The organism is Actinomadura sp. SCN-SB (assembly GCF_043906805.1).
In the GTDB taxonomy this organism is placed as follows: domain Bacteria; phylum Actinomycetota; class Actinomycetes; order Streptosporangiales; family Streptosporangiaceae; genus Spirillospora.
On the sequence record NZ_JBIMPP010000015.1, the window covers coordinates 82935 to 96327 of the forward strand.

Sequence of the window (13393 nt, forward strand, 5' to 3'; positions counted from 1 at the left end):
AGGTTCCTGGTTCCTGTTCTCTCTGCTCGTCTGCCGTCATCGGGGGTCGGCCGTCGTCCACGCCACGACGTGCCCTTCCAAGGTGCGCGTCTCCACGGGGACGGGCGCGCCCGCGGAGGCCGCCAGCACGGCCCGCCGCACCGCCTCGTCCTGCCGCCCGTCCTGCCGCCCGGCCTCGTCCACGGGCAGCGGTTCGATCGCGATCCCGGCGGGCAGGGGCGCGGGACGGGCGAGCGCGACGCCGAACCCGTCCGCGCAGGCCATCGCGACGGAGATCTCCGTGTCGAAGGGGCCGGTGACCACGGGGTGCCCGCCGATCCCGTCGTCGTGGACGGTCAGCTCCGCCGGGAACAGCGGGCCGTGGCCCCGTTCCCACAGCCAGTGGCGGACGGCGTCCTTCACGGCGATCCGGCCCAGCAGCCACGGCCCCCGCTCGCGCGGGCGCAGCCGCTGGTACGTGGCGCGCTCGGCGGCGCCGAGGTAGCGGCGCATCAGCAGGTCGCGGGAGGACGATCCGTCCCAGTGCCGGCGCGCCAGGCACCAGCCGCCCGGCTGCGGCTCGCCGACGCCGGACAGCTCGGGGGTCAGCTGCATGCGCCAGGTCGCCTCGTCGGTGGTGAAGCGGCGCGCGGTCCAGCCTTCGACGCGTCCCCACAGGGCGCCGCCGGGCGCCCGGACCAGCTCGATGTCGTAGGTGACGCCCGTCGCGGACATGGTCCGGTTCCAGACGGTGGCCTCCAGACGGTCGCCCTCCGGAGGCGGCGGCCCGTAGAGGGTGACGCGCCCGATGCCCGTGGGGAACACCGTCTGGTCCTTCTCGCCGTAGACCTGGATCCAGTGCCCGCACAGCTGCCCGGCGCCGTCCAGCACGGCCCCGGGCGCGCCGGACGGGGTCACGACGCCGCGCAGCCCGTCGCAGGCCATCGCGGTGATCTCCGAGACGCTCTGGAAGCGCGGCCCCTGGAACATCCAGCGCTCCCCGTAGAGCTGCCGGGCGGTGACCGGTGGCGGACCCTCCCCGTCCAGCGGTGAGCGGTCGTCCAGGCGGCGGAGCGGGACGGCGGGGTAGCGCTCGGCGAGCAGGACGGTCCCGTCGGCGTGCCCGCGGATCGACACCCGCACCCGCCTGGGCCCGCCGGCCGCGCCGCGTCCGTTCTCGTCCCGGACGAGGTGGGCGTGGATGGAGGCCGTCGACGGAGGGCAGGCCACCACCCACTTCAGCGCCCGCACGTCCTCGTACCCCACGACCACCAGTTCGGGCAGCAGTTCCCGCGCCGTCTCCGCCATCACCTCCAGGAGCGTGGCCAGCGGCACCACCGGGAACCTGTCCGACATCTCGGGCCATCCGGCGGGCTGCTCGATGACGCAGTGGTCGGCGAGGTAGGGCATGGCGTCGAGGGAGAACGTGCGGGTCGTCGTCAGCTCCTCCTCGGCCACCGGCGCCGGGTTCGCGACCCGCGGGTCGGTGCCCGTGCCACGGCCCGCGCCGTAGGCGTCCACCACGCTCTGCGCCCCGGCCGTGGCCTCGCGGAGCAGCGCGTCCAGCTCGGCCATGACGGGATCGTGCGAGGGGAGTTCGGGCCAGCATTCCTCGCCGCCGGACGCGCCCTCCAGGCTCAACGGCGGCACGGCGCCGTCCAGGCGGACCAGCGGCGTGCCCAGGTCGAGCCGGACCCCGGTCGGCCCCCGGTGGCCGTCGCCGCGGCCGGCCGTCGCGGACGGCGGGGCGCCGTACCCCTCCGCCCACAGCGCCGCCACCACCCGGCGGAGCTGCCCCATCCCGTCCCGTTTGGGGACGTTCACGGCGAGCGCCAGATGGTCGCGGTCGCCCAGCCTGTCGCCGGTGAACCCGGGCAGGCTGCCGGGTCCGACCTGCACGAACGCGCGGACGCCCGTCCCGTACAGCTCCTCCACCAGCTCGCTGAACCGCACCGGCTCCACCAGATGCCGGACGATCAGGTCGCGCACCGCGTCCGGGTCGGAGGGGAACGGGGCCGCCGTCGTCGCCGACCACACGGGGACGCGCGGCTCGCGGACGGCCAGCGCGCCGAGCGAGCGCCGCGCGGCCCCCAGGTACGGGACGGCCAGCGCGGTGTGGAAACCGGAGCGGAACGGCAGTTCCTGGCCGATCACCCCCTCGGCCGCGAGCCGCCCCAGCACCTCGCGCACCGCGCCCGGCGGTCCGCAGATCACCGACTGGTGCGGGCAGTTGTCGTGGCTCACCGCGACGCCCGAGCCGTCCCCGATGATCTCCTGCGCGCGGTCGGCGCCGCAGCCGAGCGCCGCGTACACCGCGTCGGGGCCGCCGTCCGGGCCGTGGTCGAGCGCGGCGGCGGCCACCGCGGCCATGCCCTCGGGCGAGCACAGGCCCGCCACGATCATCGCGGTCCACTCGCCGACGCCGTGCCCGGCGGTCACGTCCGGCTCGATGCCGAGCCTGGCCAGCGCCTCGGCCAGCAGCCGGCCGGTCGCGATCACGTCGGTGGCGTGGCCGTACGGGTCGAGGCGCCCGGTGAGGCGGGGCGGGTCCAGCCCGAACCGCCGCGCGACGTCGTCGATCCTCGGCTCGAAGGCCGGCTCGAACCCGGGGAACAGGAAGGCGGTCCGCGCGCCGCGCCCGCCGCCGAGCAGGGGACGCGGGGTGAACCAGATGTCGCTGCGGCCCCGCCACGGGGTGCCGCGCGCCACGACGGCGCGCGCCAGGTCCACCTTGCGGGCCGTGGGCTCGACGATCGCCACCCGGCACGGCCCCTCCGACACGGCCGTGGACGGCGGCGCGCCGCGCTCGGCGACCTCGGCGAGCAGCTCGCCGAGCGCGTCCGGGGTGTCGGCGGACAACCGCAGCACGGCGTCCGTGTCGAACGCGGGCTGGACGAGCGCGCGGGCCCGGACCCGCGACGACGACCGGTGCTCTTCCAGGACGACGTGCGCGTTCGTCCCTCCGAAGCCGAAGGCGTTCACGACCGCGCGGCGCGGCATGCCGCCCGGCGGCGCCTCCCACTCCGCGGCCTTGCGCACGAGGCGCAGCCCCGTCCCCGACAGCGCGGGATGCGGGTCCTCGATGTGCAGGGTCGGCGGCAGGACGCCGTCGCGCAGCGCGCAGGCCGCCTTGATCAGACCGGCGATCCCGGCGGCGGGCATCGCGTGCCCGATCATCGACTTGACCGTGCCCAGCCGCAGCGGCGGGCCGCCGGGCGCCGCGGCGCCGGCGAAGACGCGGCGGAGCGTGGCGAGCTCGGCCTCGTCCCCCGCGGGCGTCGCGTTCCCGTGCGCCTCGACCAGCCCGGCCGCGCCCGGCGCGGACGGGTCGAGACCGGCGTCCCGCCAGGCCCGTTCCAGGGCGAGCACCTGGCCGTCCACGGCCGGGCTCAGCAGGCCGCCGGCGCGGCCGTCGCTGGACGACCCGACGCCGCGGATCACCGCGTGCACCCGGTCGCCGTCGCGCTCGGCGTCCGACAGCCGCTTGAGCAGGACGATGCCCGTGCCCTCGGCGAGCAGCGTGCCGTCGGCGGCGCGGTCGAACGGGCGGATGCACCCGCTGCGGCTCAGCGCCCGCAACCTGCTGAACATGCTCCACACGGTGGCGTGGTGCGCGTGATGAACGGCCCCGGCCAGCATGGCGTCGCACTGGCCGCCGCGCAGGGCCCGGACCGCGTGCTCCACCGCCAGCAGCGCGGACGCGCACGCCGCGTCCAGCGTGTACGCGGGGCCGCGCAGGTCCAGCCGGTCGGCGATGCGGGACGCCGCGAAGCTCGGCACCAGGCCGCCGGAGTCCTCGCACCGCCCGAGCCGCGCGCGGAACGCCGCGCCGATCTCGGCCAGCCGGTCCTCGCCCAGTTCGGGCAGCAGTTCGGCGAGGACGCCGGTGAGCTGGTGGGCCGCGCTCACCCGCTGGTCGAACCTGGCCATGCCCGGGGAGAGGTAGCCGGCGCGGCCGAGGACCACGCCGACCCGGTCCGCGGCGGGCAGCCGGTCCATGCCGCCCGCGTCCTCGATCGCCTCGGCGGCGACCCGCAGCGCGAGGAGCTGGTCGGGCTCCATGCCCGCCACCGTGGACGGCGCGAGCCCGAACCTGGCCGGGTCGAACGTCGCCAGCTCGTCGACGAACCCGCCACGGCGGCAGTAGAACCGGTCGCTGTCGGGCGCCCGCTCGTAGCACCCGGGGTCGAAGTAGACCTCCGGATCCCAGCGGCCGGGCGGGACCTCGCCGACCGCGTCCACGCCGTCGCGGATGTTGTGCCAGAACGCGCCCGCCGAGCCGGCCCCGGGGAAGACCGCGCCCATCCCGACGATCGCGATCGGCTCACCGGCGCCGGCCGGGGCCCTCATGTGGGAACCGCCGTGAACACGACCTGCGGCTCGTCCCCTTGGGCGATCTCGTCGAGCAGGGCCGCCACCGCCGTGTCCGGGTCCAGCGGCGGCACGGCCTGCGGGTCGTCCGCCCACGGGTCCCAGCCCGCCACCAGGATGCGGCCGCGCAGCGTCGTGCGCCAGACGTGCGCGAGCGTGGCGCAAGCGTCTCCGGCGGCGGCGTGGCCGATCCGGTACGGGCCGCCGCGCGGGCCCGTGGTGCTCCCTAGCACCACGAAGAAGCCTAGATCGGGCCGTACCGAGGCGGCCAGCGCGCGGGCGCCGTCGACCTTCGTCCGGTAGATCCGGGCGAAGGAGCCGGGATCGTCGCCGTCGACGGGAAGGTCGTCGGGGTTCCCCGCTCCGTGGACGACGCCGTCCAGGCGGCCGTGCCGCGCATAGACGTCCTCCACCAGGGCGCTGACCGCCTGCAAGTCCCGCACGTCCAGGGAGTGGAAGCGGACGGAGGCGGCGTGGCGGCTCAGCTCGTCCCTACGGTCCGGAAGGGAGTCCGGCGTCGCGCCCACCAGCTCGATGTGGCAGCCGGTCCTGCGGGCCAGTTCGAGCGCGACCCGGCCGGTGACGCCGCCCGGTCCCCCGGTGAGCAGCACGACGCCGTTCGCGTCCAGGGCGAACGTCCCGGCGGGGCTGATCGTTCCGGTGGGGACGACGGTGAGCGCGCACCGGGTGCCGCCGTCGTGCCCCACCTCGACCGGCGCGTCCGGGTCGGCCATCTCCGCCAGGATCCGCAGCGCGATGGCGCGCGGGCTGTCCTTGGTGTCGACGTCCAGCGCCCGCACCAGCGCCTCCGGGTACTCCCGCGCCAGCGTGCGGGCCAGCCCGCGCAGCCCCGCTCCGGGGGTCGGGTCGCCGATGCCGCTGCCGTCGTAACGGCGTCCGAACGTCCCGCCCGAACCGGTCGCCAGCACCACCCAGCGCGCGCCCCCGTTCAGGGCGTCCCGGATACCGCCGTAGGCGCCGGGCAGCACCGGCCCGCAGCCCTGCCGGAGCGCCGCCAGGTGCACCAGGCCGTCGCAGGGCCCCTCGGGTTCCATCGGGGTCCGCACCTGCGCGCCCATGCGCTCCAGCAGGGCCCCGAGTTCGAGGGCGACGCCGCAGCCGTCGTCCACGATCACGAACCGCAGGCCCGCGTAGCGCCGGGACTCGGCTTCGAGGTCCAGGCCGGCGGGCGCGTCCGGGAGCCGGGTCATGCGCACGACCTGGCGCAGCGGCCTGGTGGCTTGCGCCTCGGCCGTGTCCGGGACCTTCGGCGGCTCGGGGGACGACGGCACGGAGTCGCCTCCGGCCTCCGGCCCGCGGGGCGGTTCGATCGCGGCGTGGACGACCTCGCCGGGCAGGGCGCGCCGCGGCCCAGGAACCGGGAGGGGCGGGACGCTCTCGGCGGGCGGGGGCTCGTCCCCCGCTCCGGTGTCCTCGCCCGCATGCCGCCCGTCGTCCGGAACGGATCCGGACAGGTAGTTGAGAAGCACTTCGCGTTGCGCCGCGACCAGCTCGCGCCCGGCGCGCAGGTACTCCAGGACCGCCTCCTCCGCGGCGCTGTCCTGCAAGGTCTGGTGCGCCGTCATCCCCGCGGGCAGGTGGACCGGCCGGCCGTCCCCGTGCTCGGGCGAGTGCTCGGGGAACGGCGAGATGCGCTCGGGGGGCCGCAGGCCGTTCCTGAGCGGGGCGCCGTCGGCCGTGCGGACGAGATGGCCGTCGACGATCCAGCCGGGCACCGGTTGCTCGTCGCCCGCCGCGATGGGCCGCGCGTCCCGTCCCGAGAACAGCGGGAGCGGATCCACCGGGACGCCCGCCACGGCGAGCTTGGCCAGGGCGGGAAGCAGCCGTTCCAGGCCGCTCCCCTCCCCCTCTTCGGGAGGCGCGTCGACGGCGACGGCGGTGTGCGGGCGGTCGCCCAGGATCATCCCGACGAGCTGCGTGAGCGCCCGCCCGGGACCGGCCTCGACGAAGACGCGGGCGCCCGACTCGTACATCGCCTCGATCTGCTCCACGAACCGGACCGGCACGGCGACCTGCCCCGCCAGCGTGCCGCGCAGCTCGGCCGGGTCGGTGTCGTACGGGACGGCGCCCGAGTTCGACCACACGGGGTAGGCGGGCGAGCGGAGGTCACGGCGTTCCAGCTCGGCCCGCAGCACCGCCGACGCCCGCGCGACCAGCGGGCTGTGGAACGCGCACGCGACGGGCAGCCGCTTGGCGCGGATGCCGTGCTCGCGCAGGACCCCCAGGGCCGTGTCGATGCCCGCCGACGAACCGGAGATCACCACCTGGCGGGGCGCGTTGTGGTTGGCGACCACGACCTCGCCGACACCGGTCAGGACGGTGCGGACCTCCTCCAGCCGCGCCGCGACGACGGCCATCGCACCCGCGTCCCCGGACACCGTGCCGTCCGCCGTGCCGGCCGCCGCGAGCACGGCCTCGGCGCGGACGGCGCTGAGGGCGATCAGGTCCTCCTCGCCGAAGACGCCGGCGGCGCACAGCGCGACAAGCTCGCCATGGCTGTGCCCGGCGGCCAGGTCCGGGCGGACCCCGAGCGCGGTGAGCAGCCGGTGCACGGCGAGCCCGGCGATGCCCAGCGCGGGCTGCGCCACCCGGGTGTCGGTGAGCGCGATCCGCTGCCGTTCCGCCTCCTCGGGGGTGAACGCGGCGGGCGGGAACATCGCGTCCGCGTACCGGCCGCCGTCCAGCCGCAGCAGCCGCTGGAGCCGGGGGAACGCCACGAACAGGTCGGCGAGCATGCCGGGCCGCTGGCTGCCCTGCCCGGGGTAGAGGAACGCGACCTGCCCGGGGTTCTCGGGCCTGTCCTCGTCCGCGACGTACACGCCCGGGACGGGACGGAACTCGCGGGCGGCGGCGAGCTTGCGTTCCAGGTCGTCCAGGCCGGTGGCCACCAGCGCGACCTGGACCGGGCCCTCACCCTCCGCGAACGTCCGCGCCAGATCGCGCAGCCGCGGACGGGACGCGGGCGGTTCGGGGGCCAGCAGCACGCCGAGCCGGTCCAGCTCCGCGCGGGCCGCGGCGCGCCCGGCGCCCCGGATCAGGAACAGCTCGGCGGGCCACGCGCTGATCCCCGACACCGGCTCGGGAGCGCCGTCGTACCCGGCCAGGACGGCGTGGAAGGCGGCGCCGCCGGAACCGGGGCCGCGCAGCCCCGCGTAGCGGCCGGCCGGCGGCGCCGCCCAGGGACGCGTCGTGCGCCCGAAGGCGAAGGGGCTGGTCGCCGCGTCCCAGTCCGGTGTGGGGGCCGTCAGGTGAAGGGTGCCGGGGAGGGTGCCGGTGTGCAGGGCGTAGGCCGTCTTGATCAGCCCGGCCAGCCCGGCGGCGCCCCGGGTGTGGCCGATCTGCGACCGCACCGAGCCCAGTGTCGTGCCGCCCGGCCGCGCGCCCGCGGCGGTGAACGTCCGGGTGAGCGCGGCCAGCTCGGCCCGGTCCCCGTCCGGGGTTCCGGTGCCCTCCGCCTCGACCAGGCCCACCCTGGCCGGGGAGACACCGGCCCGCAGGTACGGGGTCTCGCCGTCCGCCGCGGCGCCCCCGACCACCGATTTGATCACGGCGTAGATCCGGTCGCCGTCGCGTTCGGCGTCGGCCAGCCGCTTGAGCGCCACGCAGGCCACGCCCTCACCGGGCACGAAGCCGTCGGACGAGGCGTCGAACGGCGCGCACCGCCCGCTCGGGGACAGCTCGCCGGCCGCGGCGGCGAGCAGGTAGTCGTGGATGCCGTTGCGCAGGTCGGCGCCTCCGCACAGCACCAGGTCGCTGCCGCCCGACAGCAGTTCCTTGCACGCGGCGTCCAGCGCGGCCATGCCGCTGTCACCGGCGATCGCGCAGGCCGTGCCGCCGAGGCCGAGCCGTTCCGCGATCCGCCCGGCGATCATGCCGGGGAGCGCGCCGGGCAGGGAGTCCTCGGTCGGGCGCGGGAGCTGGGCGTCCAGGCCGGGCGGGACGTCGCCGTAGTACATCGGGAGCAGCGCCCGCATCGCGTACGCGGCGCCGAGCCCGGCGCCCGTCGCGGCGCCGAAGAACACCGAGGCGCGTGAACGGTCGAACGGGCGGTCGCCGTATCCCGCGTCCCGCAGGGCCCGGAAGGCGACCTCCAGGCCGAGCAGTTGCGCCGGGTCGATGCTGTCCAGCGACGTGGGCGGCACGCCGTGCGCCAGCGCGTCGAACGGGACGCCGGGGATGAAACCACCCCATTTGCACGGTGTCCTGCCCTCACGCCCGGCATCCGGGTCGTAGTAGAGCTCCGGGTCCCAGCGCTCGGCGGGGACCTCGGTGACCGCGTCCACGCCGCGCACGATGTTCGCCCAGTACGACGCGGTGTCCGGGGCCCCGGGGAACACGCAGGCGGCACCGACGATCGCGATGTCCATGGGGCGGGGCGCGGGGGGCTCGCGGCGGGGCTCGGGACCGGCCAGGCCCAGGGTGGCGGCACGGGTGGCGAGGAAGAACGTCGCGCCCGTGCTGACCTGCTCGTGCAGCCCCGTGATGCTGGTGGTGGCCCAGCGCAGCGCCGCCACCTGGCCCAGCATGAACAGCCCTTCGCGGCGCTGCTCCGCCGAGTCCACCGAGATCAGCCCGTGCGTCTCGTCCCATGCGACGCCGCCGGGCGGGGGCTCGCCGCCGGGGACGCGGCGCAGCCCCTTGGTGGCGATGCGCAACCGGCCCAGGTTCAGGTCCTCCAAGTTCCGCCCCATCTCGCTGGGCGGCGTTCCGAGTTCCTCCAGGCGGCGGCGCTCGTCGGTGAACGTCTCCACGTACGGGGACCACGCGCACCGGGTCACCTGGCCGGGCGAGGTCTCCAGGAGGGCGGTCCCGTCGCACTCGACGGCGGCCTGCTGGTACCCGGGCGTGATCGCCCCGGACGCGACCGCCTCGTAGGTGAACAGGTACGCGGTCCCCATCAGGACGCGGATGTCGGCGCCCCGCTCGGCCAGCGGGCCGGCCAGCGCCGCCACCATCGCCGCCGAGCGCTCGTCATGGATCCCGCCCGCGAACATCACCGACAGCTCGGAGGCGACGCCCCGGCCGCCGTCGGCGTCCCGGTTCGCGTCGCAGAACGCCAGCAGCCGTTCGACCTGCGCCTCCCAGAGGGCGAAGGAGCCGCGCGGACCGATGTGCCCGCCGCACTCGGCGCCCTCGAAGACGAACTTGCGGGCGCCCTCGGCCAGGAGCCGCTCCAGCCGGGCGGGCGAGGGCACGTGCAGGTAGGTGCTGATCCCGGCCGCCTCAAGGGACGCCGCGTGCGCGGGACGTCCCCCCGCGATCAGCGCGTACGGGGGCCGGACCGCGCGGATCGCCTCCAGTTGCGCCTCGCGCACCTCGGGCGGGACGAAACCGAGGATCCCCACGCCCCACGGCAGGTCGCCGAGCCGTTCGGCGGTGTCGCGCAGGAGGGACCGTGCCTCCTCGCCGTCCATGAGCGCGAGCGCCAGGAACGGGAGCCCGCCGTCCTGCGCGACCGCGGCGGCGAACACCGGCCGGTCGCTGACGCGGGTCATCGGGCCCTGGACGATCGGGTAGCGGCGGCCCGCCTCCGGCGCGTCCGGGACGTCCTTCGGGGCGAGCGGTTCCGCGCGGACGGCGGCCCTGATATGGGCGGCGATCTCCGCCCGGATGGCCTGCACCACGCCGCCGGCCGTCTTGTACCGGGCGGCCAGCGGGCGGGCCAGCGCTCCGTCCTGCCCGACCGGCAGCGGCCTGCCCCCCGAGCCCGCGTAGACGCGGCGGCCCTGGACGATCCGGGTCTCGGCGCCGTCCATGGAGGCCATGGCGGCGGCGATGTCGGCGGGCGCCTCCACCTCGCGGACCAGCGCGAGCTGGGAGTCCAGAACGACCCCCGCGGCGCCGCCCGCGACCGCGGCGGCGGCCGTGTGCGGGCCGATCCCGCCGCACGCCCACACGGGGACGTTCACCTGGGCGTCCCCGAGCAGCCGCTGGAGCAGCACGAACGTGGTCAGGTGCCCGACCCGGCCGCCGCCCTCGAAGCCCCGCGCGATCAGGCCGCCCAGCACGCCGGTCCCGCCGAACCTGGCGAGCGCCGCGATCGCCTCCTCGGGGTCCACGACCTCGACCAGGATGCGGCGGCCTCGCACCGCGAACGCGAACGCGTCGATGAGTCCGTCGTCGGGCTCGTACCGCTGGGGCGCGCTCGCGGTGCCCGGGACGCCCTCGATCCTCTGTACACCGGGGACGGCGCCGGGGGGAGCGATGCGCACCGTCCAGTCGTCGTCGTCCGGGTCGCCGCCCGGCGCCGACCAGGCACCCGCCTCGTCGACGGGACGCGCCTCCCGCACGGGCTCCAGACGTTCCGGACGGGGCGGTTCGGGACGGAGCGCGGCGGCGTCGATTAGGACCGTGCGGACCGCGTCCGGAAGGTCCTCGGGGCGGACCTCGCTGCCCGCGGGGACGCGGACGCCGAACGGGCCCCGCCACCAGCGCATGACGTCGCCGAGGGCCGCCAGCGCGGCGGCCCGGTCCGTCCCGAGGTCCAGGACGCCGAGGCCACCGGCCCGGCACACCGCCGCGACCAGCCGGGGCGCGGGCCGCCCGAACGGGCCGATCCCGATGATGTCGGCCGGTGGAAGATCGCGCGCGGCGTCCGTACCACCCCCAGCGTGTCCCGTCCCGACCTCGGTGCCGTCCATGCCAACCTCAGCCGTCATTCACTGCCCCCTGGACGCTGGTGCCTCATCGGCGAGCACACTACGGTCGGTGATATGCCGGACACTCCGGCGACACACCCGGGGCATGGTTGTCCAAGGACACCGCAAAGGTTCTCTGGGGACTCCCTTTACCAAGGCGGGCCAAGGGTGACCGACGATCTCCTTTCCACCAGGCGCACCGCAAACCCAGAGAACGCGTGACGAGTGCCGCCTCGTTAAGCTGGCGGGCAAGGGCGGAGACGGGAAAGGCGACCGGCACGAGGCGGTGGGGACGCGCCACGTCGGCGCGGCGTCGGAGGCGCGATGAGTGAGGAGCGGTCGTTCGAGCCGGTCAGCGACGGCCCGCGGGTGATCGTGGTCGGCGTCGACGGCTCGGAGACCTCGCTGCGCGCCGGCGCCTACGCCTGGGGGCAGGCCAGGCGGAACGGCGCGCGGTTGATCCTGGTGCAGGTCACGCCGATGACCGCGATCTCCACGCTCACCGCCGGAGGCGCGGCGATCATGCGCGAGACCGCCGAGGAGCTCGCCGAAGAGCTGCGGGCCGAGCTGCGCCGGACCTCCGAGCAGATCCCCGGCGTCCGGTACGAGGTGGTCCTTGAGCACGGGGACGCGGCCGCCGTGCTGGCACGGATCGCCGACGAGGTCAAGGCCGACGCCGTGGTGGTCGGCGCGTCCGCCAAGGCGGGGCACCGGTTCGTCGGCTCGGTCGCGATCCGGCTGGTCCGCGCCGGGCGCTGGCCGGTCACCGTCGTCCCCTGAAGGTCAGCGGTTGCGGTATCGGCGGCGGCGCTGCGGCGGTGGCTCCGGCCATTGGAGGCAGGCGTTGGCGACCGCGCCCAGCAGCACGATGGCCGCCGTGCCCCCCGCGAGGTCGAGCCCGGCCGTCGCCAGCGCGACGTCCGGTGGAATCCGCAGGCTCAGCGGCAACAGCGTCGCCAGCGACACGGCCGCGGCTCCGACCCATGCGAAGGTCTTCACCGGAGTCTCGGCGACGACCAGTAGGACGTGCAGCAAGGCCGTGGCCTGCAAGACGGCGGCCGCCCCGCACAGGGCCGTGGTGAACGCGGCCGTCATGGTCGGGATGTCGTCCGGGATGAAGGCCGGGGCCTCGATGCCGAACAACCCCCTCAGCAGGCCCACGCCACCCAGCATGAGCGCGGCGACCGTCAGGGCGGCGCCGAACCCGCAAGCCCATAGGCGCGTCACCCGCACCTGAGGCCGCTCCGACATGGCCTCGTGCAGGCGCACGAACTCCTGGTATCGCGACATCGACGCCACGGCGGGGCCGCGCACCGAAGACCGGCAGCGGAACGTCCGTTCCAGCGGCATCCGGCGCGATCCCCGGCGCCCGCGGCGGCGTTCCGGCGGACCGTGGAAAAAGGGCTCGAACGGCGTCTCCCCCATGCCGGAGTAGCTACCCGGTCCCAATGGCGGGACTCCAGGTCAGATCAGATGTTTTGTGGACTTTTACGGGACGCCCGCCGCGTAGGGCGGTTCCGGCTCCCTGTCCGCCTGCGCCCCGTTCGGCTGCGCCTGCGCCCCGTAGGCTTGGGCGACCGCACGCAGAGCCCATCGCATCCGCGGCAGGTAGATCTCCGGATGGTCGCCCGCCTCCTGGGCCACGCAGGCCATGCGGTTTCCGGTCCCCGCGGCGAGTTCCGCCTCCACCACGGCCCTGACCTCCCCGGCGCTGGGACACCGGGACGCCTGGAGCCGGGAGGCGAACAGGGCGCTCGCCCGTTCGGGCACGGTCGGATCGCTCATCGTCGCGCGCCTTCCCCTCCGGGCGGGGCACCCCCGTTGCGGACGCCGGTTCCCCCGCCCTGCGTTCACATTGTCCCCAGGAACGATCCCTAGATATCGGGGAAAACCCTGACAAGAGGGATACCGTCTGGCGGCCGTCCTGCCACACCTGAGTAACGTTGCGGACGGTCGTCACCACCGATCCCGGGAGCGAGCATGAACGGCGCCGAGCGTGAGTTCACCGTGGAGGAGGCGCGCGCCATGATCCCCGAGGTGCGCGAGCACGCGGCCGAGATCGTCCGGCTGCGCGCCGACCTCGCGGAGCTCACCCTCGACCTGCGGGTGCGCGGCACCTCGGAACGCGGCGGGATCCCGGAGGTCAAGGCCACCGAGGCGCGGCTGGACGAGGAGATCGCCTGGTTCACCGAGCGGGGCATCGAGGTCAAGGGGCTGACCCCGTTCCTCATCGACTTCCCGTCGGTCCTGGACGGCCGCTCGGTCCGCCTGTGCTGGCTGGAGGGCGACACGGAACTGGCCTGGTACCACCGCACCGACCTGGGCTTCGCCGGACGCCGTCCACTCCCCTGACATGGTCAGGGGATCCCGGAAGCGCCCCGCCC

6 protein-coding genes are annotated in these 13393 nt (G+C 75.8%); 2 read left to right on the forward strand and 4 right to left on the reverse strand.

Annotated elements, in window-relative coordinates; genetic code table 11:
* Positions 1–36: 36 nt before the first annotated feature.
* Complete coding sequence (locus ACGWYJ_RS12780) at positions 37–4329, reverse strand: beta-ketoacyl synthase N-terminal-like domain-containing protein (protein ID WP_395106124.1); 4293 nt, start codon at positions 4327–4329, stop codon at positions 37–39.
* Positions 4326–11030, reverse strand: a complete 6705-nt coding sequence (locus ACGWYJ_RS12785) for an SDR family NAD(P)-dependent oxidoreductase (RefSeq protein ID WP_395106125.1) — start codon at positions 11028–11030, stop codon at positions 4326–4328. Before ACGWYJ_RS12785 ends, ACGWYJ_RS12780 begins: the two co-directional genes overlap by 4 nt.
* A gap of 303 nt (positions 11031–11333) precedes the next feature.
* On the opposite strand from ACGWYJ_RS12785, the gene ACGWYJ_RS12790 reads away from it, so the two are divergent.
* A complete protein-coding gene (locus ACGWYJ_RS12790; protein ID WP_395106126.1) occupies positions 11334–11789 on the forward strand; it encodes a universal stress protein in 456 nt (151 codons plus the stop codon).
* A gap of 3 nt (positions 11790–11792) precedes the next feature.
* Here the strand turns inward: ACGWYJ_RS12790 and ACGWYJ_RS12795 are convergent, their stop codons facing one another.
* On the reverse strand, positions 11793–12359 hold the full coding sequence (locus ACGWYJ_RS12795; RefSeq protein WP_395106127.1) for a hypothetical protein: 567 nt from the start codon (positions 12357–12359) through the stop codon (positions 11793–11795).
* Positions 12360–12497: 138 nt separating this feature from the next.
* Positions 12498–12794, reverse strand: a complete 297-nt coding sequence (locus tag ACGWYJ_RS12800) for a hypothetical protein (RefSeq protein WP_395106128.1) — start codon at positions 12792–12794, stop codon at positions 12498–12500.
* A 195-nt stretch (positions 12795–12989) separates the two neighbouring features.
* Between ACGWYJ_RS12800 and ACGWYJ_RS12805 the strand changes: the two genes are divergently transcribed.
* A complete protein-coding gene (locus ACGWYJ_RS12805) occupies positions 12990–13361 on the forward strand; it encodes a DUF2203 domain-containing protein (protein ID WP_285696767.1) in 372 nt (123 codons plus the stop codon).
* Positions 13362–13393 lie beyond the last annotated feature (32 nt).